Here is a 26,888-nt window from a genome sequence, read left to right as displayed (position 1 = left end):
ACAACATCGCGCTTGGGCAAAACGCCCAGTTAATACAGCACTTTGCCATATTCAACTGCCAAAGCCAGGCTCTTAGCATGTTCCTATCGAACAACATCAATAGGAACAGCGCAAATGACTGAGTACAAAATTGCCTTGGTAGGATTTGGTGGCGTGAACCGTGGCTTCGCCCAATTGGTCGCCGATCGTAATGCCGAGTGGAAAGAGGCCCTGGGTTTCACTATTAAAATTGTCGGTGTCACCGACCTGTTCCTGGGCTCCATCGTTGCTAAAGACGGTCTGGATGCAAAGCAGTTGGTTGCGCTGCCGGTTGAGAAAGGCGCATTCGCTCAACTGCCCGGCGGCAATGCTGAGGCCTTCAACGAAACCGTGATCAAGCATTCCGGTGCAGACATCATCGCTGAGGCCACTTTTACCAATCCGGTGGATGGCGAGCCTGCAACTACCTTTTGCCGCTGGGCTTTGGAAAACGGCATTCATGTAGTGACCACCAATAAGGGGCCTATTGCGCTGCACGGTGCCGAGCTCAAGGCGTTGGCCCGTCGCAACCAGATCGCTTTCGAATACGAGGGGGCGGTGATGAGTGGCACCCCCGTAATTCGTCTGGCCAAGCAGGCCTTGGCGGGTGCCAACGTACAAGGCTTCGAAGGCATTCTGAACGGTACTTCCAACTACGTGCTCACCCAGATGAAAGACGGCCTGACGTTCAACGATGCCGTCTTACAAGCGCAACAGCTCGGCTACGCCGAGGCAGATCCAACCGCCGATGTGGAAGGGTTTGACGTACGCCTCAAGGTGGTGATCCTGGCCAACGAACTGCTCAATGCACGACTGAACGTCAGCGATGTTGCGTGCTCGGGCATCAGCAGTATCAGCGCGCAAGATATTGCTCAGGCAAGTGCCAATGGCGCGAGCTGGAAACTGATTGGCTCAGCCGTTCGTGAAGCAGATGGCTCGGTTCGAGCGAGTGTCGAAGCTCGGTTACTGTCGAACTCACATCCTCTTGCCGGAATCAGCGGTGCTACGAATGCAGTGTCATTCAATACCGAACTGCTGGGAGCTGTCACCGTGTCCGGGCCTGGGGCAGGGCGTATCGAGACGGCCTTCGCATTGCTGTCGGACATCGTCGCCATCCACACCGCCCACGGCAAATAACAGGAGATCGTCATGAGCGTATCCAGCATGGCCAGTATCCAGCTTGTTGAAGCCAAACAGATTGATGTGTTCAGTCCATTCGATGGTCGCCTGGTAGGGAGCGTCCCTTGCCTCGATGCCGCCGCAGTTCCTGGCTTGTTGGAGCGCGCGCGAATCGGCGTGCGCGAGAGTGCGGCAATGCCTCGTCACTTGCGTGCGCGCATTCTTGAGGAGGCGGCCCGGCATGTAGAACTTGAGGCTGAAGCGTTTGCCAAACTCATTGTTGCAGAGGCGGGGAAGACGCTGCGACAAGCAGAGAAGGAAGTGAAGCGTTGTGTGAACACGCTGAAGCTATCGGCGGAAGAGGCTCGTCGTAACGCCGGGGAAGTGATTCCATTTGGGGCTTATGAAGGATCGGAGTCGCGTCAAGGTTGGTTCACGCGGGAACCGTTGGGGCTTATCGTCGCGATCACTCCCTACAACGATCCACTGAACTTGGTCGCCCATAAACTCGGCCCGGCAATCGCCGGTGGCAATGCCGTGATTTTGAAACCCTCGGAACTCGCGCCGTTGTCTGCACTCAAGCTCGTTGAGTGCTTGGTAAAAGCGGGTCTTCCACCCTCTGTGATTACCCCGGCGACTGGTGGCGTCGACTTGGGTAAAGCATTGGTGGAGGTTCGCGAAGTTCGGATGATTTCCTTTACGGGTGGTTTTGCCACGGGTGAGGCCATTGCTCGTAGTGCAGGGTTGAAGAAGCTGGCAATGGATCTGGGAGGAAATGCCCCAGTACTTGTGCTTGAAGATTGTGATATCGAACCGACCGTGGAGTCCTGTGTGTCTGGTGCCTTTTGGGCAGCAGGGCAGAATTGCATCGGCACTCAACGCATCCTTATACATCGTTCAATTTATGAGGACTTCCGTGAGCGTTTTGTCAGCCAAACGCGCGCCTTAGTAGTGGGTGATCCTGACCAGCGGACAACGGATATAGGCCCGATGATTACGGAACAGGCGGCCCGTCGTACCGAACAATTGGTAAGCGAAGCACTGGCCGAGGGGGCCGTTCTTCTGTGTGGGCACCATCGCCAGGTGGGAAGCTATGCGCCGACCGTGCTTGAGCATGTGAGGCATAGCTGTACGATTTGGCAGCAGGAAGTCTTCGCGCCTGTGGTTATCCTGGAGCCTTTTGACCATCTGGAAGACGCAATTGCTCTGGCCAACGCAACAGAGTACAGCTTGCATGCAGGTCTTTTCACACGTGATATTTCCAAAGCTTTGAAACTAGCGCGTCAGATTGAAGCGGGTGGCGTGATGATCAATGACTCTTCCGATTATCGTTTCGATGCCATGCCTTTCGGTGGTTTTAAGTACGGAAGTTTGGGGCGCGAAGGTGTTCGATTTGCGTATGAGGACATGACGCAGCCTAAAGTCGTTTGCATCAGCGAGGTGGATTAAACCTACGAAGTAAATTGCCATCGGTTCACATCGGGTGGACGCTTTTATCTGACGCCCGATGTCCCCAGAGTTAAAAGTGGACGTGGATCGCACGAACTTGCCGTTGTTGGCAGAGACGAGGGGAGTAAGCTGAGATGATCCTTCGTCAGGTGCGTTTTAATGGACATCGTTCACTCGATGCAGGTTTTCGTCAGCGTCATGGAAACCGGCAGTTTTACCAAGGCAGCGCAGGCCTTACACCTTCATCGGCCTGCTGTTTCAAAAACGATTCAACTTTTGGAGCTGCAACTGGGTGGGCGATTGCTTAATCGAACAACTCGCCAGGTGAGCTTCACTCCTGAGGGTGAAGTGTTCTACAAACGGTGCAAAGCCATCTTGGCCGAGGTCGATGAGACCATGGCGTCATTGGGTAATCGTCCAGCACGTCTCACTGGAAAGCTGCGCGTAGATCTGCCTGTAGCCTTGGGGAAGCTGCTTATCATCCCGTCCCTGATGGAGTTCCAAAGCCAGTATCCAGGTATCGAATTGACCCTTGGTGCGAGTGACAAGCCTATCGACATGATCGCAGAGGGAGTGGATTGTGTGGTGCGGTTGGGGGCCCTCGAAGACTCGAGCATGGTCGCTACCGGCGTAGGTTTTCTACCGATGGTGACATGTGCTGCGCCGGCCTACCTTGAGCGCTTTGGAGAGCCCCGCACATTAGCTGACCTGGACACCCATCGAGCAGTCAATTATTTCTCCGGTACCAATCCACGGCCAATCGAATGGATCTTCGTCGTGGACGGGCAGGTGAAGACTATGCGCCTTGATTCGGGAATCAACGTGAATGATAGCGAAGCGTTCGTTACGTCGGCACTAGCCGGGTTTGGACTGATTCAAGGGCTTGAGTTAACAGTGCGAGAGCATCTGAAAGACGGTTCGCTTGTTCGAGTACTGGACGGTTACCCGGTACCTTCCAAGCGGATTTCTATCCTCTACCCCCACCGAGATCTATTGCCGCCAAAGGTCGAAGCCTTTGTGCAATGGCTGAAGGCTTTGATGGCCACACATAATCTGACCTAGACCGGATTGTTATTTTTTGGATAACAGTCTGTATCTCTGGCCGGACTTCTGGGCAGTGCAGTGACGGATTACCTTTGACGCTTTCCAGATACCGGGAGTTTACCCATGTCAAAAGTCGTCCGTTTCCACCGTATTGGTGGCCCAGAAGTGCTCCAGATCGATGAAGTCGATGTACGTGAACCCGACGCCGGAGAGGTTCGAATCAAGGTGAAAGCTTTGGGGCTGAACCGCGCCGAGGCGATGTACCGTTCCGGCCAATACGGGTTCGTTCCTGAAATGCCTGCCATCTTGGGTTATGAAGCAGCTGGCACCGTCGAAAGCATCGGTGAAGGTATAACAGAGTACGATGTTGGCGATGAGGTCAACGTCATCCCTGCGTTTTCCTTCGCTGATTACGGAATGTATGGAGAACTGGTCATCGCTCCGCTACACGCCGTTGTAATGCAGCCTGCTGGTATGACGGCAGTGGAGGGAGCGGCAACCTGGATGCAGTTTGTTACTGCATACGGCGCCCTTATCGACATTGGAAAACTCCAAAAAGGTGAAACTGTACTGATTCGCGCAGCCTCCAGTAGCGTCGGTTTAGCTGCCATTCAAATCGCAAATTTGGTGGGTGCGGTGCCTGTTGCGCTCACCCGTACAAGTGAGAAACGACAAGCTCTTCTGGATGCCGGGGCTGCCTACGTGATCGCAACTGAAGAGCAGGATCTGGTCACTGAGGTTAACCGCATTACTGACGGAAAGGGCGCTCGTATGGCGTTCGACCCGGTCGGAGGAGCTGAGGTTGCAAACATTCTTCGCTCGCTGTCTACCCGGGGTATTTTCTTCCAGTACGGCGCTCTCGAAACCGGTGATATGAGCATTCCGGTATGGGAAGTACTCGGCAAGAACCTGACTATTCGCGGATATCAGCTATTTGAGATCACCCAAGAGCCTGAGCGCCTGAATCGTGCCAAGGCCTTCATCACCAGGGGGCTTGAGGCTGGTGCGTTGCATCCGCTGATCGCCAAAACGTTCCCGCTAGCCCAGATTGTTGAGGCTCATCAGTACATGGAGTCCAACGCTCAGATCGGCAAAATCGTTATAGAAGTTTGACTCATCAAGTCGGTATTGCGACGGGGGCCAGTAACTTTGGCCCCCGTTGTATTGTCGACGTACCTAGCGAAAAACGAAGGAGGCTTTTAAGTTACCAAAGTCGAGCCTTGGTTACTCCGGCGCCATAAGCATCGCGAGAGTTATATTGATGAACTCTTCGTCCCTGTTGATGGCCTGCAGAGCACCTCGAACGTTTTCGGCAACGTCACCCGATCCACGCTGTTCGACCCAAAGCGTGAGCTCCATGATGGCAGCCTCAAGGGCGAGTTGATTTGGTTGATCTTGAAAAGCAGGGAAGGGAGCAGGTCTGTGTTAGTGCCTTAGGAGGCTCATGAACATATCTGACATACACATGATTTAACATAATATACATTATGCGTACCGCCATATACGGACGTGGGTGCGTCTGGTGGCCAGATTTCAAGGTCAGCTCTAGCTCTCGGAAGTAATCTCTTTTCATTTCGAGAACTAAATCCCGTTCATAGCCGTACAGCCGCCTGGAAAAGAATTTACCTCTACCTGCATATCTCACATTCTATCTGATGAGTTTACCGTCGGTACGGTCACCCGATCGCTTGCACTGATGATCCATAAGTGCGCATTTTTGGTCTCCATTGGTCCTACTGACCTCCGTTTAAAGAGCTCGCTTACCGAACCGCTGTGAGTCCTGGCGGGCTTCGGCGCGCCTGATTTTGCTTTGTGGGCAGCGGATCCACGGATGTCGTTCTTGAATGAGGTAATCGTGAACCAGACCCGAGCTCGCCGATTCGCTTAGTAATGGAAATGTTTTGGGGCTAGCCCGTTCATTGATGCCATCGCTGATACCGAGATCCGCCTCCAAGCACGGCGCTGTGTGAAATCTGCAGCGTTCAGCGTGGGGTTGGTGCGTAGATTTCAAGGGCTGCCACACGTGGAAAACACAAACGCCCATTGATTTGCTTGCAGACGCTGACGGTTTGGCGATGCGCACGTTGCGCTCGCCAAAATCTGGTTAGATGAAAAGCTCTGTGAAATGCTCGTCCAGTACCGTTGTTAACCACAATTTTGACTTGTTAACCACCGTAGTTAACAAGTCAAAAAACAAGTTTACAGAATAATGCTGAACCGAAGTGTTAGCCTTGGTTTGCCTGGCACGCCTGGGATTTCAAAGCTCCGTAATGCTGTTCGAGCTCTGGGGTTTGCCGGTTGGAATGTTTACCCTTACTATCACTTGCACTACTCTGTCAGCCGCAACTTCCAATTTTTTGGCACCCTGCTAGATTAGGTTGGACCACGTCAGAGGGGCCTGACGCCACGTGTCTGGCGAGAGATGTGAACTCTTGAAGATGATCTACCGCCAATGGCAACAAAATGACCTCTACGTGGAATCATTGGCTAGCTCAACTAAACATCTATTTAGTTGAGCTAAGTTTAGACTGACCTTCATCTTACTAAGCCGTCGCTCGAGAGAAAGCGGCCCTCTCCCACCATAATTATTCGGTCCACAAGATAAGTACAATAATGACCAGGGATTGCTCTTAAGTTCGAAGTCCGCTTTCCCCCGGTATCAAGCCTCCAGGCATTGAGCAACATTCCATCGATACAGCCAGTTCAGCGCAGCATAGAACTCCGGTTGCGTACGTCCCGCCCATAGCGAATTGCGCACGGTTCGCTCAACACCTTTGGCATGGTAAAGACGGCCCATTTCACGGGTCGACCAGACGACTCGCGCAGTGCGTGGTATTCGAACCGATTCATACAGGCTGAAAGCAGCCTGCAGGTTCCCTTCGCAGGCCTTGACCGCCTCGCCCAATGTCACGGCATCCTCCAACGCCATGCAGGCGCCTTGAGCCATGTACTGCGTCATCGGATGAGCCGCATCCCCAAGCAGAGTGGCCCGGGCGTTTCCCCAGTGCTCCACGGGTTCGCGATCTGCTGTCGCCCAGCGACGCCAGGATGTTGGTGTGTCCAATAGCTGCCGAGGGACAGCGTGGATGCCTTCAAAATAAGACAGCACTTCCTCTTTGCTACCATCGCGCACACCCCATTCTTCCTGCTCACGACTATGGAAAGTCACCACCAGGTTGTACTGTTCACCGGCGCGCAGCGGGTAGTGGACCAGGTGGCAATGAGGGCCAGCCCAAAGCATCGGTGCATTGACACGCAACTCCTGCGGCATGTTCGCTGCATCGACAACGGCTCTGTAAACAACATGTCCGGTCACCCGCGGGGCATCGCCCAGCAGGTTTTCGCGGACAACTGACTTCACGCCATCGCAGCCGATGACCGCATCGCCCTCGTGACGATTGCCTTGGCTATCGATCAATACAACCCGGTTTTCGCTGACGTCCATGCTGACGATGCGCGTCGAGGTGCGGAACTGGATCAGCGGATCTTTCTCGACCGCTTCGAGAATGGACAGATGAATGTCCGCACGGTGGATCACTCCGTAGGGGTTGCCGAACTGCTTGCGAAAGGCTTCACCCACATCAATACGCACAACCTCGCTGGCATCCACGGCGTCCATCATGATGATGTGATCGGTGAATACCGAACGACGGCGCGCAGCTTCGCCGACACCAAGGGCATCTAACGCCGCATAGGCATTAGGCCCCAGTTGGATACCGGCACCGATCTCGGCAATTTTGTCCGCCTGTTCCAGCAGCAGGACTTCCAGCCCTTGACGGGTCAATGCCAATGCAGCAGCCAGACCGCCAATTCCACCACCCACAACGATTACTTTTTGTTTTTTTGCAATGTTCATCATGTTCTCCGTTAGGCGATGTAATCAGGTTGGTTGCTGGGATCGGCCAGCATAAAAGCAGGGTGAACCAGGCAATGACGATAGATCGCCATGGTCAATTCAAAGCGTTCCAGATCACACCCCATACGCAGAGCGTTGGCGACCTGTGGTACCAGGCAGCAGTCAGCCAGCGTCGGCTCGTCACCGAAGCAATAAGAGCCATGACCCTGTCGATGCAGTAACGCTTCCAGCGCTTCCATCCCCTGCTCGACCCAGTGCTGATACCAGGTGCTTTTTTGCGTATCCGTAACGTTCAGGTTCTTTTGCAGATAACCCAATACCCGCAGGTTGTTGACCGGATGAATATCGCAGCCAATCAGGCTGGCGACCTCTAACACCCGAGCCCTGGCAATGGGATCACGAGGAATCAGTCGCGAAGCAGGTTGAATAGCGTCCAGATAGTCGATGATTGCCAGTGACTGACTGATCGCCACGCCCTCGTCAGTCACCAGCAACGGCACGCTGCCCGAAGGGTTGAGCTCCCGATACGCCGAGGAACGCTGCTCCCCGGCCCGCAGATTGACCGCGTGGTATTGGTAGTTGAGACCTTTCAATGCCAAGGCGATTCGTACCCTGTACGAGGTGGAACTGAAGAAAAAACTGTAAAGCTGCATTTGGAATTCCTGTGGCTGAAAACACGGTCAGAGAGGTGTCGTGGCTTGATTCAAAGCGCCGGGGCTCGCCACTTTTCGGTAGCGCCAGCCCATGCAAAAGACAGCGCCGGCCGCCAGCAGCGCGGGCAACATCAGGAGCGTAAAAATTTCGTTGAAACCCAGGCCCATGCCGAGCATGAAGCCGCCGCCCAAGGTGCCGACAATTGAACCGATCCGTCCGACGCCGTGGGCCCATGCCACACCAGTGGCGCGACTGGCCGTGGGATAAAAGTTAGACGCGAGGGCATTGGCTCCCACCTGAGAACCACTGATGCAGAAACCCATGGCCGCCACGCAAGCAATCAATGGATAGAAGTGCTGGTAGACCTGCCCGATCGCCCACAGAAACCCCGCTCCGCAGAAATAAGCGACGGTGAGCACGCGCCAGGCGTCGAAGCGGTCCATGGCATTACCGAGCATCACCGCACCCAAGGTACCGCCAATTTGGAACATCGCCCCCATGAGCGCCGCCTGGCTGAGATTCAGGCCGGTGTCCTTGATCAGCATCGGCAGCCAGTTGGTCATCAGATAAATGATCAACAAACTCATGAAGAACGAAGCCCATAACAGCAAAGTGCCCAGGCTCAGTTCACCGCGCAGAATCAGTCGAATAGGCGATTGCGTACGCCCTTCCCCACTCATGGATTCGTCCAACTCAAAACGGCCATTCCAGGTCGAGGGTAAAGGAGCGATGCGGCGCAGAATCCGTTCTACACGCGAATGAGCTGATCCTCGCAGAACCAGAAACCGTACAGATTCGGGCAACAGCCAAACCAGCAGCGGCAGCAACAACAGCGGAAGCGCACCACCCAGCGCCAATACGCTGCGCCAGCCATACAGTGGAACCATATGCGCAGCCACGATGCCGCCCAGTGCAGAGCCCAAGGTAAAACCACAGAACATGCTGGTGATCATCAGTGACCGACGACGCGCCGGGCAGTACTCCGAAGTGAGCGTAATAGCGTTCGGCATCGCCCCGCCCAGTCCCAGGCCTGTCAGAAAGCGCAAGACTGCAAGACTCTCGACATCGCCAGCCCAGGCAGAGGCCAGACTCCAGAAACCGAAGAACAGCACCGAAAACAGCAGCACGGTCTTGCGCCCTACCCGATCGGCCAACGGCCCTGCGGCGAACGCTCCCAGCATCAAGCCCAACAGCGCCGCGCCCATGACCGGGTTGAGTTGGGAGGAGGATAAGCCCCACTCATCACGCAAGGCTGGTGCTATAAACCCGACGGCCGCGGTGTCCAGACCATCGAGTGCCGTAACCAGAAAACACAGCAGCAGAATCAGCCACTGATAGGCAGCCACAGGCTGGTTATCAATGAAATCCTGTACATCCACACTGTTGTTTTTGTCAGTGGAAGACATGATCGGCTCCAGCACGACACATCAACGTGTGTGGCGCGCGAATACAGAACTTGAGAAAGGCCGGCAGGCAAACCGACAGTGTTTAAACGATGCGCACGCTGAGTTCGCCGAGGTTATCCACCCCACCCTTCATCAACTCCCCCGCCACGACAGGGCCAACACCTTCGGGTGTGCCGGTCATGATCAGATCGCCGGGTTGAAGATCGAAGAAGCGCGACAGGTAGCTGATGGTTTCCGGGACCGACCAAATCAGTTTGTCGATAGTGCTGCGCTGTTTGTCCTCACCATCGACCTGCAGCCAGATAGCCTCGCTTTGCGGGTGCGCTCCAGCAGCTGCCGGGGTCAGCGGGCCGATGGGCGCCGATTGATCGAATGCCTTGCCGATTTCCCACGGGCGACCCATCTCGCGCATTTTCATCTGCAGGTCGCGGCGGGTCATATCCAGACCCACGGCATAGCCCCACACGTGCTTGCTGGCCTGCTCCGGGGAAATATCCCGGCCACCCTTTCCTATCGCCACCACCAATTCGATCTCGTAGTGGTAGTTACTGGTTTCCCGTGGGTATTGCAGTTCCAGGGTCTGACCAGGCTGGACCGGCACCACCGAATCAGCGGGTTTGCAGAAGAAAAAAGGCGGCTCACGGTCAGGATCAAAGCCCATTTCTCGCGCATGGGCGGCGTAGTTACGGCCTACGCAATAGACGCGGCGTACCGGGAAAGTGTCGTCACTGCCGTAGATGTGCAGTGCGGTGACCGCTTGAGGTTCAACAACGTAAGTCATGGTCATTTCCTGATGAAAACGAAAGGGAATTAATGGGTTTCGCGGGATTCACGGAGGATGCCCAGCGCTTCCTGCACCGGACGGTCAGAAAAGCTGAACAGCACGCACTCTTCATTGGCGTGAAAGCTGACCGCTGCCCAGCTAGGCACCACGAAGATGTCGCGCGCTTCAAATTCATGGCGCTGCCCGGCAATGCTGACGCTGCCCTTGCCTTGCACTACGGAAAAAACGGTGGCGTCGGTATTGCGATAGGTCTGGCCACTGAAGCCGCGGGGAAGAATCTGCATGAAGGCTGCAATCGTCGGCATGGCCCAACTACCGGTCTGCGGGTTGATGTAGCGCATCTTCACCCCATCCCATGGGTCGACCTGATCCTGACGCAGCAGGGTGTCGAGCGTCTCGCGGGTGCGCGAATAGGGATAGTTGAAAATCGGTGATGTCTTCGACCGCGATGCATGCCGCACTGGCAGCAGGTTCATGCCATAGCGCGCGAGGCTGTTGCCTTCTGGCCGTGTCAGCGGCTGAACGGGTTCTTCGTAGTTCTCGGCGAAACCGGCACCGAAGAACCGCACCATCGGGATGTCCAGGCCATCGAGCCAAATCACCGGCTCGCCCCCTTCGGCCTCTGTCGGGTTGCCATGGTCGTGCCAGGTCCAGGACGGCGTAATGATGAAGTCGCCCGGTTCCATGGTGGTGCGCTCGCCGTCTACGGCGGTGAAGGCGCCACGCCCTTCGACCACAAAGCGCAACGCCGACTGACTGTGGCGGTGGCTTGGCGCGATTTCGCCCGGCAGGATCATTTGCAGCCCGGCATAGAGGCTGGTGGTGATGGAGGCCGCCCCCCGAATGGCCGGGTTCTCCAGCACCAACACTCGGCGAATCGCTTCCTCGGCGGTGATCAACCGGCCCGCTTCAGTCAGGTACGGACGCAATTCCCGATAGCGCCACAAGGCCCCGATGCAGGCATCGGCAGGCTCTTTGGGGACCAGATTGTGAAGTTGTTCCCAGAGTGGAAAGAGATGATGTTGGTCTATGCGGCGATAAAAATCGGCGCGCACCTCGTCACTTTTATTATTCATCAAGACACCCTCGCGAGTTACCCGAAGCTTCAAACCCGTTAGCAGGGCTTGATGCACAAATGAGCGGCTCACATACACAGAAGGCCGCATCTCGCTGAATTATCTTGCAGCGATCCATGCTGGAATAATGGTATTTTTGGATGAAGCTATATTAATAAAGGCATACCACGATGGAATGGACGCGCAGACTGCGGCTTAATCACCTGCAAACACTGGTCAGCCTCGCAGAGACGGGCAGCGTCAGCGAAGCGGCGCGCGTGACGTTCACGACCCAGCCGGCGCTGTCGAAATGGCTCAAGGAATTGGAGGAAAGCGTGGGTACGCCGCTGTTCGAGCGACATGCGCGTGGGCTTAAGCCAACGCCCCAAGGCTTGATGTTATTGAGGCACGCGCAACGCGTGCTCAGTGAAATGGATCGGGCTCAGCAAAACCTCGCCGCGATGCTCGAAGGCAGTTCCTACCGGGTTTCCATCGGTGCTTCACCCGCCTCTGCACCCAATCTTGTGCCCGCCGCCATCATGCAGTTTTTACACTTGCACCCTAATGCCCAGGTCGAACTGCAAGAGAACACCATGGACGTCTTGCTCGAACGGCTGGAGCAAGGGCAACTGGACCTGGTAGTCGGGCGATTCGACAACTTTGCCCCGCGTCAGAGCTTGCGCAGCGAGTTGTTGTACCAGGAAACCATGCGCGTGATCTGCAGGCCCGGGCATCCTCTTACACACCAGCGGGTTATCGATTGGACAGACTTACAGGCACACGACTGGATCATGTGGCCTGTGGGAACCCCCATTCGCAGCAAGCTCGACACAGCGCTGACCAGCGCCGGCCAGCGGCCCCTGGCTTACAGGATCGAGTCCTCCTCGCTCATCGCAAACCTGTGGATGCTGCAATTGAGCGACATGTTGTCGATCGCCTCAGACCGCGTCGCCGATCACTTCACAGACCGAGGCCTGATTGTTCCCCTTGAGTTTGAACTCGACGCCCTTGGCGCCTTGGGTATGTGCTGGCGAGAAGGCACAGATAGCGACCCTGGATTGATCGACCTGCTCGAGAGCCTGCGCCATGCAGCCACCACTGAAACCGAGTTTCCGGATGCACGTTGAATGAGGGACGCAATGTCCCTTCATTCCCTTCCTTGGAAAAAGCCTGCGTCCCAGTCTGGGCGCGTCGGGCTTCGATGACTGTCCTGCGGCGAGGGCTACAGCCTCTGGCTGTCAACGCCTGAGTCCGCCTCCGCCTGTATGAGCAGCATTGCGCGACAATACTCAATTGCTATGCAATAACCATTGAGCACCGCCCCAGAGTTCGAACTGTCGATGATAGGCATCGGTGCTATCAAACCCGGGGGAATTTTGCGATTTATCCTGCCCTGCCTGCTGCTCAATCGACACTGCGCGGTCCGTTCCAGGAACAGGTTCAGATTTTGCTCTGTTTGTTTCAAGCGAGAATAAGTCGACCTCAGACATCCAGTCAGAGATCGACCTGTCGCCTGCCTCCAATAGAATCACCACCAGCACCAACATCATCCAGACAAACACCCATCCGCCAGCGATCCAGTAGCGCATTATCGGGCGCGTGATTTTTGGCCACTTTGGAAGGCGCATAGTTCACCTGCGCCCTGTAGCTGCCTCTGCACCGGCGATGCGCCCCAGCACGGAACCTGATGTCAGCCCCGCCCCTCCTGCGTACTTGACGTAGTAAAGGTTGCCCACCAGTTCACCCGCTGCATACAGCCCGTCGATCGGTTGATCCTCTTCGTCCAGCACCTGGGCCTGGCTGCTGACCTTCAAACCACCAAACGTGAAGGTGATGCCGCAAGTCACCGCGTAGGCCACGAATGGCGGCCGATTCAACGGGTTGGCCCAGTTGGACTTGGGTACTTCCAGCCCTTGAGTCGAGCGACCGTCACGAATAGCAGGGTTGAACGGCACATCAAGCTGCACGGCTGCATTGTAGGTTTCGAGGGTATGAAGAGCGGCGGGACCGTTGACGCCCTCCATTTGCTCGATCAGGCCTTGAAGGGTCGCCGACTGGATCCGTGTCACTTGGCGTCCGCGGTACTCATCGGGCAGCAACTCGTGACTGTGTTGGTCGAAGATCTGCCAGGCCACTCCCCCTGGTTGCGCCATGACCTTGGCGCCCATGCTGGAATAGGTGTAGTTGCGAAAATCCTGGCCTTCGTCGATGAAGCGCTTGCCGTCCGAATTGACCACAACGCCCAGGTGGAAGTAGTTTTTTTGCTGATTGAGACAATTCAAGTCGCCCATTTGCGGGGCGTTGACGTCATAGAACACGGCGTGGCAACCAGACCAGTTGCCGTGCGCCACCGCGCCCGCATCCAGAGCCATGCGGATGCCATCACCGGTGTTGTAGCGCGAGCCCCGGACCTTGGCCAGGTCCCATCCAGGCCCCAGGTACTGGGTGCGCCATTGCAGATTGGCATGAAAGCCACCTGTTGCGAGCACCAGCGCGCGAGCGCAAAACTGGCGGCCATCGGCGCAATGCAGCTGCCACAAGCCGTCAGGGTCGCGGCTAATGCGTTGGGTACGGCAGTCGTAGAAAACCTCCACGCCATCTTTCTCCACGCGGCGAAACAAGGCATCGACCAACCCCAGGCCGCCACCGGAAACCTCGATGGTCAGTCCGCCCCAAAAGCGGAATTTGCCATCCACCTTGAACGCCTGACGACCATAAATAGGCATAAAGCGCACCCCCTTGCCGGTCATCCACTGCAAGGTATCCAGGCTCTTGGTCACTACGGTATCCAACACTTGCGGGTCGGTGCGGTATTGGCTCATGGAAGCCAGCTCACCGAAAAAATCGTCCTGGGTATAGGCGCCAAAATCACTGTTCTGGATTTCACTCTCAAGCAGGTCTGGCATCAGGCAGCGCAAGTCCTCAATGCCCCGATACGCCACGCGAAAAGCGCCTCCGGTGTGTGCTGAATTACCGCCCCGCTGCTCTCTCGGTGCGCGTTCAAGCAAAGCCACTCGCGCCCCTTGTTCGCGAGCCGAAAGGGCTGCGCAAAGCCCGGCATTGCCGCTGCCCAATACGATGACGTCGTAAGGTTGCATATCCGCTCCAGATGTGTGGATTTCACCCGCCCATTATCCGCAGGCCCGTGCAGGAGAATTAGCCTGCCCGGCCAAATAGGCTTTTCAACAAATGCGAAAGTTGACGCCGCGGCATCGAGTGCGCGGCAAGAAGTTGGGTTGGCTTAAAAAGCCGGCAGCGCTTCGGGTAACAGCAACAGGCGATCACCGGCAAATGCACCAACGAACACATCGCGACCGACCTGCAATGCAGTAGAAGCGCCATACAACGCCCCTTCCCGGGCACGAAGCAGTTCACGACTGGAACCCATGAGAGGATTGATCAACGCCACCACCGTCGCGCTGGGGCAGAACTCGTCGTGCCTGAGGAAGCACCTGCGAAAGGTCTCTTTATCCGGCACACCGGCCGTAAGCAATTGGCCATTCGCTGCCGAGGTCAGGTTGTCCGGCAAGAAATTGAGGGCGATCTTGCTGACGACTTTTTGTTGCTTTAAATCGTACTGCCAGACTCCCCTGCCCGGCCACGCGGCGAACCATAGAGACTGGCCATCCGGGCTGACCTGAATGCCATTGGGTGCTGGTGCCTGGCTGTTAGGCAGGCGGTGCAGTCCCTCACTGGGGTGCCAGGCAAGCAAGTGTCCGGTGTCACGGCCATCGAGCAATTGGTCCAACCGCGGATCGTCTTTCAATGCTTTGAAGCTGAACATCGCAGTGACCACGAAACCGCCGCCGGCAGTGGCCGCTACGTCATTGAGCATCGTGCCGTCATGACTTTCGACGCAGCCACGCCAGATGGCCTTCCAGCTTATTCCGTCGCTCTTGGGCTCGAAAAATTCGACGGCCTCTCGACCGTTGTGATTGACCACCAGCAATTGTGATCGCCCATCGGCACGTTTGGATAAATGAATGCCGTGGGCTCCGACAGTACCTTGCGGCGCCTCGCACGAAGGCTCCCCCCAACCTGCTGTTGCCTGCCGCTCTATGACCATATCGGTGACGGTGCGGGAAGCCAGTTCCATGACCCGCAAACGGCTTCGATGGCTGGCAGCCAGTCCCGGAGTGGTACTCAGGAACAGGAAACGGCCATCAGGCGAAAGCTCCAGATCCTCTGCGGGCGCCATGCCGCAAATTGGCGTGTAATCGCTTTGCGCGACACACGCGGGTACCTCAGGTGGAGCGGCATAGGCAGCGCTGCTGACAGCCAGCGCGAAGGCCGCACTGGCCAAACGTATGTCAAACATGATCCAACCCCGTTTTGTTCTGGTTATGCGTTTATATGCGGGGACAAGACGGCTGCAACCCTCTCGCCGCCATGGCAGCGAGAGGAATGCACCAGGACTTAGTTATCCAGGAAGTCGATGACCAGGCGGTTGAACGCGTCCGCATGTTCCCACTGGGCCCAGTGGCCGCACTTGCTGAATACATGCAAGCGCGCGTCCGGCAGGCCGTTGAGCAGCTTCAGGCTCCAGTCGATAGGCACGAAACGGTCATCACGGCCCCAGGTGATCAGGGTTGGATGCTTGATGTCCGGAAGGTTGGCGGTGAAATCGCCCATCTGGAACTTGCTCAGATCGATGCTCTTGAGGAAGTTTTCCAAATGCTGAGGGTTTGCCAGGATGCTCTTGTGGCGCAGGCTGATGAGTTCTTCGGTCAGGGCGCTGGAATCATAGACAAACACATCCAGCATCTTCTTCAGGTTTTCCAGGCTCGGGTCGCGGTACACGCCGAAGAGCAACTTGATGCCTTCCATCGGCAACGGGGTGAACAGGCTGGTGCGCCCTACTCCACCCGAGCCCATCAGGATCATTTTATCCAGACGTTCCGGATAGTCGACGGCAAAACCCAGCGCGCTACCACCGCCCATGGAATTACCCACCAGGTGCGCCTTGTCGATGTCCAACCCATCCATCAACGCCTTGATCGCCCGTGCATTAATGACAAAGCGTGGCTCGGCGGTAACCAGAGGGTCCGACTTGCCGAAGCCTGGGCAGTCCATGAGGATGACGCGATAACCGGCATCGACAAATGCATCGATGTTGCGGTGAAAGTTGGCCCAACCCGTGGCACCCGCACCGGAGCCATGGACCATGATCACGACAGGACCTTCTCCGGCCTCGTTGTAATGCATCTTCCACTCAGGGGTCTGCACGAATTTGCTGGTGTTTTCTTGGGTGAATCGAGTCATCTTTTGAGTCCTTGTTGTTATGGATGTAAGGTCGAGAGCAACGTCTGTGCCAGTTACTTCAATGATTTTTATTGCAAACTTAAATCGTTATTTATCAGACCCTTGAGTCTTGTTCGTAGTCGTGAGCGAGCCTTTCGAGAGGGATGCCCACGCTCGAAGAATCAGAATTTTTTGAAGGTTCATTAATTTCACGATGAAAAAAATGAAACCGCTCAATACCTGAACGTGTGATCGCCCTGTAGGAGCAAAGCTTGCTCGCGATAGCGTCGGCACATCCAACATCGCCATTGGCTAACCCGCCGCCATCGCGAGCAAGCTTTGCTCCTACAGGTTATTGGGGGTCAGCGCTGTTTGAGCAGATCCAGCGCCACGTCGACGATCATGTCTTCCTGTCCGCCGACCATCCGCCGCTTGCCCAGTTCGACGAGGATGTCGAGGGTCTTAAGGCCGTACTTGGCGGCGGCGATTTCGGCGTGGCGCAGGAAGCTCGAGTAGACCCCGGCATACCCCAGCGCCAGCGTCTCGCGGTCGACTCGCACCGCACGGTCTTGCAGCGGGCGCACGATGTCGTCGGCGGCGTCCATCAGCGTGTAAAGGTCGGTGCCGTGGTTCCAGCCCAGGCGCTCGGCGGCGGCGATGAACACCTCCAGCGGCGCGTTGCCGGCGCCGGCACCCATGCCGGCGAGGCTGGCGTCGATGCGGTCGCAGCCTTCTTCGACCGCCGTGATCGAATTGGCCACGCCCAGGCTCAGGTTGTGGTGGGCGTGCATGCCGGTTTCGGTTTCCGGCTTGAGCACGGCCTTGAACGCCCGGAAGCGATCACGGATGTCCTGCATGTTCATCGCGCCCCCGGAGTCGGCCATGTACACGCAGGTGGCGCCGTAGCTTTCCATCAGCTTGGCCTGGGCGGCCAATTGCTCGGCCGGGATCATGTGGCTCATCATCAGGAAGCCGACGGTGTCCATGCCCAGCTCGCGGGCGTACTCGATGTGCTGTTTCGAGACGTCGGCCTCGGTGCAATGGGTGGCGATGCGCACCACCCGGGCCCCGGCATTGTAGGCCGCCTTGAGGTCATGCACGGTGCCGATGCCGGGCAGCAGCAAGGTGGTGATTTTCGCGTGCTGAATCACGTCGGCGGCGGCTTCGATCCATTCCAGATCGGTGTGCGCGGCAAAGCCGTAGTTGAAGCTGGAGCCTTGCAAGCCATCGCCGTGGGCGACTTCGATGGAATCGACTTTGGCCTTGTCCAGGGCGCGGGCGATGTCCTGCACATTCTGCAGTGAGTACTGGTGACGGACCGCGTGGCTGCCGTCGCGCAGGGTCACGTCAGAGATGTAGATTTTCTTGCCGTTCATGTCGGTCTCCTCAGGCCTGTTGCATCGACTGCGCCATGCGCTCGGCGGTGGCCAAGGCTGCGGAGGTCATGATGTCGAGATTGCCGGCGTAGGCCGGCAGGTAATGGGCGGCGCCTTCGACTTCGAGGAACACCGAGGTCTTCAGCCCGGAGAATTTACCCAGGCCGGGAATGTTCAGCGGCGCGTCCTCGGGGATGACGTCGAACTGCACTTTTTGCTTCAGCCGATAACCCGGCACATAGGCCTGCACCGCCCCCGCCATCTCGACAATCGAGGCTTCGACCAGCGCCTGATCGGCGGCTTCGGAGAGCACAAACACGGTGTCGCGCATCATCAGCGGCGGCTCGGCCGGGTTCATCACGATGATCGCCTTGCCTTTGGCGGCGCCGCCGATTACTTCGATGGCCTTGGAGGTGGTTTCAGTGAATTCGTCGATGTTGGCGCGGGTGCCGGGGCCGGCGGATTTGCTGGCAATTGAAGCGACGATCTCGGCGTAATGTACCTTGGCCACGCGTGAAACCGCCGCAACCATCGGGATGGTCGCCTGGCCACCGCAGGTGACCATGTTGACGTTGAGCTGCTCCAGATTCTGTTCCAGATTGACCACCGGCACGCAGTACGGGCCGATGGCAGCGGGCGTCAGGTCGATCAGGCGGATGCCGGGTTTGATCGCGCGCAGGAACGCATCGTTCTTCACATGGGCGCCGGCCGAGGTGGCATCGAAGACGAAGTCGATGTCCTTGAACACGTCCATGCGGGTCAAGCCTTCGACGCCTTCATGGGTCACCGCCACGCCCATGCGTTGGGCGCGGGCCAGGCCGTCGGAGGCCGGGTCGATGCCGACCATCACCGCCATTTCCAGGTGCTGGGCATTGCGCAGGATCTTGATCATCAGGTCGGTGCCGATGTTGCCGGAACCGATAATGGCTACTTTGAGTTTGGTGTTCATGTGTTAAGCAACCTCAGTCGAAACGAATCGAGCAACTGCCGATACCGGCAATGCTCACCCGCAAGTTATCGCCGGCCACCACTGGCACCATCGCAGACAGCGCACCTGACAGAATCACCTCTCCCGCCTTCAGGCTCATCCCCAGGCGGCCCAAGGTATTGGCCAGCCACGCTACGGCGATAGCCGGCGAGCCCATGGTCGCGGCTCCGGCGCCGGTGCCGACGATCCGGCCGTTTTTCTCCAGCACCATGCCTGTGGTGTACAGGTCCAATTCCCGTGGGCTGACCAGGCGATCGCTGAGCACGAACACACCGCACGAAGCGTTATCCGCCACCGTGTCCTGGATCTTGATTTTCCAGTCGCGGATTCGCGAATCGACGATCTCGAAGCACGCCATGACGCCCTCTGTAGCCCGTAGAACGTCAGCCACGGTGATACCGGGTCCTGACAGATCGTGCTTGAGGACAAAGGCAATCTCGCCCTCGGCCTTGGGCTGGATCAGCCCGGCCATGGCGACACTGCTGCCCTGCTCGACGACCATGGCATCGGTCAACTGGCCGAAGTCCGGCTGGCGCACGCCAAGCATGTCCATGACCGCCTGACTGGTGACGCCGATTTTTTTGCCGATGATCCGCTCACCGCTGCTAACGCGGCGGCCGATCAGGTGCTGCTGGATCTGATAGGCCTGCTCCAGGGTCAAATCCGGATAGCTCTCTGTCAGTGGCGCGATGGCCTGCGCTTCGACAAGCGCATTGAATAGCTTGTCGCCCAGATGTTGTGTGTCGACGCTTGAATAGTTCACGTAATGGCTCCTGATTTCTGGCAAAAACTATCGGTACTGGTTTTGGGTGATAGCGTCGTAGCCCGCCGTCGCACAGTCGCAATCCTGCTCTTCACTGGCGCCGGACACGCCGATTGCGCCGACCAGGCGATCGCCCAGATGCAAAGGCAACGCGCCGCCCATCGGCACCAATCGTGGCCGCAGAATCAAACACTGTCGGACATGCTCGGGGGCATCACGCAAGCGCTTGCCGACATCGGCCGTGGGCAAGGCGAAAGAGACCGCGGTCAGTGCCTTGTCCTGCGCCAGATCGATGGTGTGCAATGGCGCACCGGCGCTTCGACCGAAGGCCAGTAGATGCCCGCCACCGTCCAGTACCGCAACGCTGACCCGCCAACCATGGTTGCTGGCGTATTGCAAAGCGGTGTCCAGCGCCAACCGGGCCGTTGCCATGCTCAGTGGATCGGCCAACCGGGTGTCGGCCAGGGGAATGTCCGGATTCATACGCAGAGCTCCTTAAGAGAGGTGGCCGGCTGCGCAACCGGTACGGCCGGACGCAGCAGATAGCAGGCCAATGCAGGCACCAGGACCAGCGCCACGAGCATGTTGCACAGGAACATGAACGTCAGTAGAACGCCCATGTCGGCCTGGAATTTGATCGGTGAGAACACCCAGGTGACCACGCCCAGGGACAACGTCAGCCCGGTGAAAACCACCACCCGACCGGTAAACATCAATGCCTGCCGATAGGCCATCGCCAGGCTCTCGCCACGGCGTAACCAGAAGAGCGTGACGCTAAGGATGTACAACGCGTAGTCCACGCCGATCCCTACGCCCAATGCCACCACCGGCAAGGTCGCGACCTTCAGGCCCATGTCCAGCCGGACCATCAGCGCCTCGGCCAGCAAGGACGTGAGGATCAACGGCAACACCGCGCAGAGCACCGCGCGCCATGAGCGAAAGGCGATGAAGCACAGCAGCGTTACCGCCAGGTACACCCCCAGCAGCATCCGTGTGTTGGCGCTTTTCACCACGATATTGGTCGCGCTTTCGATCCCCGCATTACCAGCGGCCATCAGAAACGTCGTCTGCTCGTCATTGTATTTTTCAGCGAAGGCGGCACTGGTCTTGACCACAGAGTCGAGGGTGTCGGCCTTGTGGTCTTTGAGGTAGGCGTAGATCGACAGCAGGCTACAGGTGCCGTTGAACAGCTCGCGCGGTGAGCGCATGGCGGCGGCGTTGATCATCGATTGGTTAGGCGGCAACTCGTCCCATTTGAAGTTGCCCTCGTTCATTCCAACGTTGATCTTGCGCGACAGCCCGGCGATGGATTTGGTGGTTTCAACGCCAGGCAGTTCGCGCAGGCGCCATTCCAGCTCTTCGACCTTGCGCAAGGTCGAGTAGTCGACACACCGGCCAGCCGGGGTTTCGACCATGATTACAAACACATCGCTGCTAGCCTGGTAATGCTCAATGATGAACCGGTTATCAAGGTTGTAACGCGAATCGGCGCGCAGCTCTGGCGCGCCCGGGTCGAGGTCGCCAACCTTCAAGTCCTTGCCCATCCACAACGCGCCGAGCCCGACCGCTACCGCCACACCGATCGCCAGTCCTGCCGAACGCCGACCGGTGAAAGGCTCGAACAGGCGCACCAGGAGTTGGGGCGGCTGTCCTGCAACCGGGGCTTCATGCTTGAGACTACGGGCGGCCGCTCGTGGTGAAACACCGGTAAACGAGAGCATGATCGGTAACAAGGCCAGGTTGGTGAACACCAGGATGCCTACACCCAGACTGGCGATCAGCGCCAACTCCTTGATCACCGGCACATCGACGATGGATAACACCGCAAACCCCACAACGTCTGCCAGCAGCGCGGTCATCCCCGCGGCAAACAAACGGCGGAAGGTATAACGTGCCGCGATCAGCTTATGAGTGCCGCGCCCGACATCTTGCATGATGCCATTCATCTTCTGTGCGCCATGGCTCACGCCGATGGCGTAAACCAGAAATGGCACCAGAATCGAGTACGGGTTCAGCTCATAACCCAGCAGCGGCAACAGGCCGATCAGCCAGATCACTCCGATCAGCGTGCAGCACTGCACCACCAGGGTACTGCGCACGCAACGGGTGAATTGGTAGAGGATCGCGCTGGTGATCAACACCGCCATGGCAAAGAACGCCAGCACCGCATACAGACCATCGATCAGGTCGCCCATGACTTTGGCGAAGCCGATGATGTGGATGTCCACGCCGCGTTGTTGATAGGTGTCGCGCAACGTTTCCAGGCTGTCGGAAAGTTGTTTGTAGTCCAGCGCCTGACCGGTTTTCGGGTCGATTTCCAACAGTGGCAAATAGATGATGCTCGAACGCAGGTCACCCGCCACCAGTTGGCCGACTTCTCCGGAACGCTCGACGTTGGCGCGCAAGTCATCCAGGCTTCGATCGTCTCCATCAAAGCCGTCGGGGACCACTGGCCCACCGTCGAACCCTTCTTCGGTCACACCTTGCCAGCGGGTCGCCGGGGTCCAGAGCGAACGCATGAAGGCTCGGTCGACACCGTTGAGCAGGTACAACTCATCATTGAGCTGGCGCAGGGTTTCCATGTACCGGGCATTGAAAATATCGCCCTCTTCACGCATCGCCACTGCCACCCGTAACGCATTGCCGGTGCCTTTGAGATCACGGGCATGCTCCAGATAGTTGAGGGTAAAGGGATGGTGCGCGGGAATGGTTTTCAAGTAGCTGGCATTAAGCCTGACCTGGCAGGCCGCAACGGCCAGCAACACCGTGACAATCAGGCAGAAGCCGACCACCAGGAACCGGTGATTGAACAGCACGCGTTCCAGGCGATTGCCTGAATACTTGTCGAAGTCCGACAGGGAGGCGATAGCGGTAAAGCCATCTGAATTGCTGATAGCCATTGTCAGTTTCCTTTTTCTATACCGGCCGACTCAGCGCAACGCGCTCGGCGGAAAACGAGTGATGCCCTGGGTACCGACAGCCAGGCTGCCGCCATCGGGCAAGGCCAACAGCGCGATCAGCGGGAAGCGCTGTTCAGGCGCCACCGGCCGAAAGCTGCGACCGTCGTCATGGCTGAGCCAGCCTTGCCCCGACTCATCCGCCAACAGCAGCGAGCCGTCGCGCAATTGAGTAGCAGCCGTCAGGCTCTTGCTCGATGCCACGGCCACTGACTGCCAACTGGCTCCCTGATCGATGGAGCGGAACACATGCCCACGCAAGCCAAACGCAAGCAGGCTGTTGTTACGCGTGGCTAACAGACCGAAAAAGCTGCCGTCGTAAGGACTGGCGAAACGTTTGAATCCTTGCAGGTCTTGATCGACACGCATCAGAGCGCCCTGCTCCCCGGCCAGATAAATCCGCCCGCCCGAGGCTTGCACCGCGTTCAGATGTTGCGACTCACTGCCATTGAGTAACGCCAGCACAGGCTGCCAGCTCCGACCGGCGTCTTGTGTGCTGAAGGCCAAGCCATAAGCCCCCAAGGCCAACACGCGTCCATCGCCCATGCATTGCACGGCCAGAAACGGTTTGTCGGCACCTTCGTCCACCAGGCGGCGTGCCTCGTCAATCTGCCCAGGGTCCCGGCGTACCTGCAAAATCGCTTGGGCGGCTTGCTCGCCCTGTAGTTGCCGGGTCCAGTGGACACCACCATCGCGGGTGGCGAGGATCACCCCGCGATGACCGACGGCCCAGCCATTGAGGGCATCGGCAAAGCACAGGCCGGTCAGGCTGACCGAGACCGAAACACTGGCTTGCTGCCAGTGCTGGCCTTGATCGTCGGAGTAAAGAATGGCGCCCCGCATGCCGGCGACTACCAGCCGCTCGCCGGCCATCGCCGCGGCATTGAGCGCGGAATGGCTGGCCAGCGTTGAAATCGGCGCGTTCTGCTCCAGCGTGTCGGCCACTTTGCTGCCACCCGTGCTGCTGGCGGCTGACACCAGTTCACCCACCACGCCCAGGAGCAGCAGGCACGCCAGCGCATATTTGTGTGTATTCACCGTATACCTCCGGTCAGACAGGCGAGCCCCACCGCGAAGCCAGGGCTCGCTAAGAACATCAGCGGGCGCTCATCTTGGTCAGCGACTCGGGAGAGAAGAAGCTTTCACGACGACGATCGGTGATTGCGTATTGCTCGTTACCCGCATCCCCCAACGCGCAGTTGTACATCCAGGCCTTGGTACGATGGTCATGGAAGAAACCGGTGCAGTAATTCACAGTCGCCGGGATGTCCGGGGCAACAAACGGGGTTGTCAGGGACGTGCGCCACAAAGTGCCCTCTGCGTCCCATCCGTCGATGATCGCGTTACCCCAGTTGTCTTCGTCGTAGTAGAACTTGCGCTTGGGCACCGCGTGACGTTTGCCGGCCTTGAGGGTCGCCTCGACCACCCAGACCCGGTGCAGCTCCCAGCGCATGTAGTCCGGGTTGACATGACGCTGCGCCATGACTTTCTCATCGGCGTTGGCCAACAGCTGATTGCTGTTGTACGGAATGAGCATTTCCTTCTTGCCGATCAGCTTCCAGTCATAACGCTCCGGCGATCCAGACCCGCCAAAGTTTTCATCGACGAAGTTGACGCCCGAGGCAACAGGGTTAGGTGTATCGAAGTTGATGCTAGGGGCACGGCGCACCCGGCGTTGACCCGACAGGTATTGCCACAACGTGCGGCCCTGTACGTAGTCCGTCACGTTGTGAACCATCAGCGCCTCGCCCGCACGAAACGCCGGAGCGTACGTCAGCTGTATGGCCATCATGTAGTTGATGCCCGCAGACTCCGCCGAACCGTCCTTGAAGTAGTAGGGATACTGGGCTTCGTCCTCGGCTGCCGTGGCCAATACCCGCTGGCCATCGGCAGTGGTGGTCCAGACCTTGTACTTGCTGTGGGTCGAGTCGCCACGCCATAGCAGTTGGTGGTTCCACTGCACTTCTATACCCGACTTGGGCATCGGGAACGGCACACCGCCGTAAGCCCCGTGAACCACCAGGCCGTCACTGTCCAGGGTGGCGTTGGTCGCGTTTTTCAGGGTGTTGTCATACACCCACTGCGGCGCCGAGGCGGTGCGGTGTGTCGGGAACACATCGATGCGGAACGTCTGCGGGTTGTCCTTGAACAACTGGATCACCCCGTCGCTGAGCTTGTCCTGGTACTTGGCCAGGTTGGCGGCGGTGATGGTGTACAACGGCTTGTCCTGGGCAAACGGGTCGAACGCTCGATGGCCTTGCTGATAACCCGCCGGCACCGTGGAGTAGCCACCGGTCCAGGCTGGGATGCTGCCATCGGCATTGCCGGCACGCTCGGCGCCCATCGGTGTCAGCTTGCCGTTTAGCGCCTGAGCGTCCGCCGCGCTGACAGCTGCGTAGGTGGTCATGGCAGACAGCGAAAGAGTGAAACAGGTCAACAACTGAGCGATCTTTTTGTTATGCATTGTCCAATCCTCAGAACGTGTGGGAGACGCTGAAGGACACGAAATCCCGGTCAGCATTGGTCTGCTTGAAGGTTTTGATGCCATTGATGTTGATTGGCGCTGAAGGCCCGTAATAGCCGTTGTAAGCCAGGGTGAATGTGACCGATTTCAGGTAGTCCGCCGTCAGGCCGATGTTGTAGTCGCCGCCTTTGGCTTGGCTGAAACCGCCGACCGCGGAAGACCGTCCATCTATGCCGTAGCTCAAACCCATGGGCACCGAGAGATCGACACCGTTCATGACCTGGAAATAGGTCGGGGAGAATGCGACACGAATCGCCGTGGCATCGCGTGTGCCATTGGGGTCAAGGTTGTCGAGATTCTTCTCGACGCTGAGGGTGCGGTTCCAGGCCAATTCGCCCAGGAGGCTGGCGGTATCCCAGAACGCACTGGTTGGCATGATGTAAATCATGTTGACCTGCGCGTGGGCGGTTCGGCCCACGGCATAGAGCGGGTTGCCATCGTTATCGCCGTTGCCCGCCAGATCGACCATGGTCAGGCTGACCAACGGTGCGTTATCACGCACCGAGGTTTCAAACCCGATGTTGACGTCACCAAAGCCGCGGTTGGCGCTGAAGCCGTAGGCGCGGATGTCCTCGGGGAACACCAGCATGTATTCGCCGATCTGGTCTGCGCGGCTACCCGCTCCAACCCCGGGACGCAGTTGAACCTGGAAGTTTTTGTCGTGGTAGTTGATGGCGTACAGGCCGAAATCGGTGTCCAGGGCTTCGGAGCGGTAGCGCAACTGCACGCCCCATTGACCGCTGTCGCGAGCTTCGATGTCTTTACCGCGATAGAAGGAGGCCGCTGGCACACCGTCCGGCAGGCGTCCCACGACGATCCTTTCACCACCTTCGTCGAGCAGGTCAGCCGGGCTGAAATAGCTGCCAGCCCCAGGAATACGGGTACGTTCCCACTCGAACTGGTAGTAACCGCCGACCGAGATCGTTGGAGTGATCTGCAATTGGGTGGAGAACTGCTTGACCGGTAGCGCAAGTTCCTTGAACTGAGAGTTGGGTACGGTCAGCGCACGCACCGCATCGATTGGTTGCTGGCCTGCGGCAATGCCGTTGTTTCCGTAAAACAGGCTTTCGCCGTAGATCAACGAGTGCTGGCCAAGGCGCGACACCCCCCACATTTCATCGCCAATGTCATAGTTGGCATAGACAAACGCATCGCGAAACTCCGCGTCCCGTCCGTGCAGGTCGCGCGTATCCTTGGTGAACTGGTCGTAACGTACGCTGTAGGAGTTGACGGTTCCCGGTGAGGTGTTGTCGTTGCCCTTGTTGTACACGTCGTCATACCAGGCCGCGCCGGTGACACGTGCGCCGACCTTCTGGTAAGAGACGTCAAACTCCGAAAACAGGTCCAGGCGGTTGGAGATAAGGCCTTTGTTGAAATTTCGGTCGCCATCATCCAGGTTCGCATCCGCGACCAGTTTGTCTTGCTGGTCTCTGACGCGCCAGGCGCTGGAATATTTGACGTTAGTATCGAAGCGGGCCTTCAGGTCGGGATTGCCGGTGTCGAACTCCATCGCATACGCACTGGATAACACTGAACAGCTGAGCAAGGTCGCCGTCAGGCGAGTAAACCGTAGGCGCTGCTCAACCGCCCGCACGGTGCCGGGTACTTGTTTTTGATGTTTAGACATGCAAAGACCTCTGCGACAGTAAGCCGT

22 protein-coding genes and 1 pseudogene are annotated in these 26,888 nt (G+C 57.8%); 5 read left to right on the top strand and 18 right to left on the bottom strand.

Features of this window, described 5'->3' with window-relative positions; translation table 11 throughout:
• The first annotated feature begins 114 nt into the window (after window positions 1-114).
• The 4 genes from LAB08_RS14490 (at window position 115) to LAB08_RS14475 (ending at window position 4,743) form a co-directional block, all read left to right on the top strand.
• Window positions 115-1,155 (top strand): homoserine dehydrogenase, encoded by a 1,041-nt coding sequence (locus LAB08_RS14490; protein ID WP_096511535.1) that lies wholly within the window; start codon window positions 115-117, stop codon window positions 1,153-1,155.
• A gap of 12 nt (window positions 1,156-1,167) precedes the next feature.
• A complete protein-coding gene (locus tag LAB08_RS14485) occupies window positions 1,168-2,586 on the top strand; it encodes an aldehyde dehydrogenase family protein (RefSeq protein ID WP_096511537.1) in 1,419 nt (472 codons plus the stop codon).
• 159 nt (window positions 2,587-2,745) lie between these two features.
• Window positions 2,746-3,648, top strand: a complete 903-nt coding sequence (locus tag LAB08_RS14480) for a LysR family transcriptional regulator (RefSeq protein WP_096511539.1) — start codon at window positions 2,746-2,748, stop codon at window positions 3,646-3,648.
• 105 nt (window positions 3,649-3,753) lie between these two features.
• Entirely contained in the window at window positions 3,754-4,743 is a 990-nt protein-coding gene (locus LAB08_RS14475) for a zinc-dependent alcohol dehydrogenase family protein (RefSeq protein ID WP_096511541.1), read from the top strand.
• Window positions 4,744-4,854: 111 nt separating this feature from the next.
• On the opposite strand, the pseudogene LAB08_RS30365 reads toward LAB08_RS14475, so the two are convergent.
• The 6 genes and pseudogenes from LAB08_RS30365 to gtdA all read right to left on the bottom strand — a co-directional run bounded on the left by LAB08_RS30365 (window position 4,855) and on the right by gtdA (window position 11,406).
• Window positions 4,855-5,048: pseudogene (locus LAB08_RS30365) on the bottom strand (hypothetical protein).
• A 1,241-nt stretch (window positions 5,049-6,289) separates the two neighbouring features.
• A complete protein-coding gene (locus LAB08_RS14470) occupies window positions 6,290-7,486 on the bottom strand; it encodes a 3-hydroxybenzoate 6-monooxygenase (RefSeq protein ID WP_096511543.1) in 1,197 nt (398 codons plus the stop codon).
• An 11-nt stretch (window positions 7,487-7,497) separates the two neighbouring features.
• Window positions 7,498-8,139: a maleylacetoacetate isomerase gene (maiA, locus tag LAB08_RS14465; RefSeq protein ID WP_096511545.1), complete on the bottom strand. Its 642-nt coding sequence runs from the start codon at window positions 8,137-8,139 to the stop codon at window positions 7,498-7,500.
• 27 nt (window positions 8,140-8,166) lie between these two features.
• Window positions 8,167-9,546: an MFS transporter gene (locus LAB08_RS14460; RefSeq protein WP_096511546.1), complete on the bottom strand. Its 1,380-nt coding sequence runs from the start codon at window positions 9,544-9,546 to the stop codon at window positions 8,167-8,169.
• 82 nt (window positions 9,547-9,628) lie between these two features.
• Complete coding sequence (locus tag LAB08_RS14455) at window positions 9,629-10,327, bottom strand: fumarylacetoacetate hydrolase family protein (RefSeq protein ID WP_096511547.1); 699 nt, start codon at window positions 10,325-10,327, stop codon at window positions 9,629-9,631.
• A 29-nt stretch (window positions 10,328-10,356) separates the two neighbouring features.
• Window positions 10,357-11,406 (bottom strand): gentisate 1,2-dioxygenase, encoded by a 1,050-nt coding sequence (gene gtdA, locus LAB08_RS14450; RefSeq protein WP_096511548.1) that lies wholly within the window; start codon window positions 11,404-11,406, stop codon window positions 10,357-10,359.
• Between the two features lie 170 nt (window positions 11,407-11,576).
• Here gtdA and LAB08_RS14445 point away from each other — a divergent pair, with 170 nt between their 5' ends.
• A complete protein-coding gene (locus LAB08_RS14445) occupies window positions 11,577-12,512 on the top strand; it encodes a LysR family transcriptional regulator (RefSeq protein WP_096511549.1) in 936 nt (311 codons plus the stop codon).
• 162 nt (window positions 12,513-12,674) lie between these two features.
• On the opposite strand, the gene LAB08_RS14440 is transcribed toward LAB08_RS14445, so the two are convergent.
• From LAB08_RS14440 to LAB08_RS14385, 12 genes are all read right to left on the bottom strand, one after another.
• Window positions 12,675-12,974, bottom strand: a complete 300-nt coding sequence (locus LAB08_RS14440; protein WP_157755702.1) for a hypothetical protein — start codon at window positions 12,972-12,974, stop codon at window positions 12,675-12,677.
• Between the two features lie 42 nt (window positions 12,975-13,016).
• Window positions 13,017-14,483, bottom strand: coding sequence for an FAD-dependent tricarballylate dehydrogenase TcuA (tcuA, locus tag LAB08_RS14435; RefSeq protein ID WP_096511551.1), 1,467 nt, complete (start codon window positions 14,481-14,483; stop codon window positions 13,017-13,019).
• A 143-nt stretch (window positions 14,484-14,626) separates the two neighbouring features.
• The gene (locus tag LAB08_RS14430) at window positions 14,627-15,703 is read right to left on the bottom strand and encodes an SMP-30/gluconolactonase/LRE family protein (RefSeq protein WP_096511552.1); all 1,077 of its coding nucleotides are present in this window, start codon (window positions 15,701-15,703) and stop codon (window positions 14,627-14,629) included.
• Between the two features lie 98 nt (window positions 15,704-15,801).
• Window positions 15,802-16,647, bottom strand: a complete 846-nt coding sequence (locus tag LAB08_RS14425) for an alpha/beta fold hydrolase (protein ID WP_096511553.1) — start codon at window positions 16,645-16,647, stop codon at window positions 15,802-15,804.
• Between the two features lie 341 nt (window positions 16,648-16,988).
• Window positions 16,989-18,002 (bottom strand): 4-hydroxy-2-oxovalerate aldolase, encoded by a 1,014-nt coding sequence (dmpG, locus tag LAB08_RS14420; RefSeq protein ID WP_096511554.1) that lies wholly within the window; start codon window positions 18,000-18,002, stop codon window positions 16,989-16,991.
• A 10-nt stretch (window positions 18,003-18,012) separates the two neighbouring features.
• Window positions 18,013-18,951, bottom strand: a complete 939-nt coding sequence (locus LAB08_RS14415; RefSeq protein ID WP_096511555.1) for an acetaldehyde dehydrogenase (acetylating) — start codon at window positions 18,949-18,951, stop codon at window positions 18,013-18,015.
• Window positions 18,952-18,964: 13 nt separating this feature from the next.
• Window positions 18,965-19,753, bottom strand: coding sequence for a 2-oxopent-4-enoate hydratase (gene dmpE, locus LAB08_RS14410; RefSeq protein WP_096511556.1), 789 nt, complete (start codon window positions 19,751-19,753; stop codon window positions 18,965-18,967).
• A gap of 27 nt (window positions 19,754-19,780) precedes the next feature.
• A complete protein-coding gene (locus LAB08_RS14405; RefSeq protein ID WP_096511557.1) occupies window positions 19,781-20,236 on the bottom strand; it encodes a GlcG/HbpS family heme-binding protein in 456 nt (151 codons plus the stop codon).
• Window positions 20,233-22,653, bottom strand: a complete 2,421-nt coding sequence (locus LAB08_RS14400; RefSeq protein ID WP_096511558.1) for an efflux RND transporter permease subunit — start codon at window positions 22,651-22,653, stop codon at window positions 20,233-20,235. The genes LAB08_RS14405 and LAB08_RS14400 overlap by 4 nt, the downstream gene beginning before the upstream one ends.
• A 30-nt stretch (window positions 22,654-22,683) precedes the next feature.
• Entirely contained in the window at window positions 22,684-23,748 is a 1,065-nt protein-coding gene (locus LAB08_RS14395; protein ID WP_096511559.1) for a WD40/YVTN/BNR-like repeat-containing protein, read from the bottom strand.
• A gap of 58 nt (window positions 23,749-23,806) precedes the next feature.
• Window positions 23,807-25,174 (bottom strand): DUF1329 domain-containing protein, encoded by a 1,368-nt coding sequence (locus LAB08_RS14390; RefSeq protein WP_096511560.1) that lies wholly within the window; start codon window positions 25,172-25,174, stop codon window positions 23,807-23,809.
• 10 nt (window positions 25,175-25,184) lie between these two features.
• Window positions 25,185-26,861, bottom strand: a complete 1,677-nt coding sequence (locus LAB08_RS14385; protein ID WP_096511561.1) for a DUF1302 domain-containing protein — start codon at window positions 26,859-26,861, stop codon at window positions 25,185-25,187.
• Window positions 26,862-26,888 lie beyond the last annotated feature (27 nt).

The sequence above is a fragment of the Pseudomonas izuensis genome (genome assembly GCF_002356535.2).
Classification (GTDB): Bacteria; Pseudomonadota; Gammaproteobacteria; order Pseudomonadales; family Pseudomonadaceae; genus Aquipseudomonas; species Aquipseudomonas izuensis.
This window is presented reverse-complemented; position numbering and strand designations above follow the sequence as displayed.

What these genes read in the sequence shown, in the direction of transcription:
- LAB08_RS14460 (WP_096511546.1), bottom strand. Translation starts at nt 9,546, where the DNA reads ATGTCTTCCACTGACAAAAACAACAGTGTGGATGTACAGGATTTCATT.
- LAB08_RS14490 (WP_096511535.1), top strand. Translation starts at nt 115, where the DNA reads ATGACTGAGTACAAAATTGCCTTGGTAGGATTTGGTGGCGTGAACCGT.
- tcuA (WP_096511551.1), bottom strand. Translation starts at nt 14,483, where the DNA reads ATGCAACCTTACGACGTCATCGTATTGGGCAGCGGCAATGCCGGGCTT.
- LAB08_RS14485 (WP_096511537.1), top strand. Translation starts at nt 1,168, where the DNA reads ATGAGCGTATCCAGCATGGCCAGTATCCAGCTTGTTGAAGCCAAACAG.
- LAB08_RS14415 (WP_096511555.1), bottom strand. Translation starts at nt 18,951, where the DNA reads ATGAACACCAAACTCAAAGTAGCCATTATCGGTTCCGGCAACATCGGC.
- LAB08_RS14430 (WP_096511552.1), bottom strand. Translation starts at nt 15,703, where the DNA reads ATGTTTGACATACGTTTGGCCAGTGCGGCCTTCGCGCTGGCTGTCAGC.
- gtdA (WP_096511548.1), bottom strand. Translation starts at nt 11,406, where the DNA reads ATGAATAATAAAAGTGACGAGGTGCGCGCCGATTTTTATCGCCGCATA.
- LAB08_RS14425 (WP_096511553.1), bottom strand. Translation starts at nt 16,647, where the DNA reads ATGACTCGATTCACCCAAGAAAACACCAGCAAATTCGTGCAGACCCCT.
- dmpG (WP_096511554.1), bottom strand. Translation starts at nt 18,002, where the DNA reads ATGAACGGCAAGAAAATCTACATCTCTGACGTGACCCTGCGCGACGGC.
- LAB08_RS14440 (WP_157755702.1), bottom strand. Translation starts at nt 12,974, where the DNA reads ATGCGCTACTGGATCGCTGGCGGATGGGTGTTTGTCTGGATGATGTTG.
- LAB08_RS14470 (WP_096511543.1), bottom strand. Translation starts at nt 7,486, where the DNA reads ATGAACATTGCAAAAAAACAAAAAGTAATCGTTGTGGGTGGTGGAATT.
- maiA (WP_096511545.1), bottom strand. Translation starts at nt 8,139, where the DNA reads ATGCAGCTTTACAGTTTTTTCTTCAGTTCCACCTCGTACAGGGTACGA.
- LAB08_RS14475 (WP_096511541.1), top strand. Translation starts at nt 3,754, where the DNA reads ATGTCAAAAGTCGTCCGTTTCCACCGTATTGGTGGCCCAGAAGTGCTC.
- LAB08_RS14390 (WP_096511560.1), bottom strand. Translation starts at nt 25,174, where the DNA reads ATGCATAACAAAAAGATCGCTCAGTTGTTGACCTGTTTCACTCTTTCG.
- LAB08_RS14385 (WP_096511561.1), bottom strand. Translation starts at nt 26,861, where the DNA reads ATGTCTAAACATCAAAAACAAGTACCCGGCACCGTGCGGGCGGTTGAG.
- LAB08_RS14455 (WP_096511547.1), bottom strand. Translation starts at nt 10,327, where the DNA reads ATGACTTACGTTGTTGAACCTCAAGCGGTCACCGCACTGCACATCTAC.
- LAB08_RS14445 (WP_096511549.1), top strand. Translation starts at nt 11,577, where the DNA reads ATGGAATGGACGCGCAGACTGCGGCTTAATCACCTGCAAACACTGGTC.
- LAB08_RS14400 (WP_096511558.1), bottom strand. Translation starts at nt 22,653, where the DNA reads ATGGCTATCAGCAATTCAGATGGCTTTACCGCTATCGCCTCCCTGTCG.
- LAB08_RS14480 (WP_096511539.1), top strand. Translation starts at nt 2,746, where the DNA reads ATGGACATCGTTCACTCGATGCAGGTTTTCGTCAGCGTCATGGAAACC.
- LAB08_RS14405 (WP_096511557.1), bottom strand. Translation starts at nt 20,236, where the DNA reads ATGAATCCGGACATTCCCCTGGCCGACACCCGGTTGGCCGATCCACTG.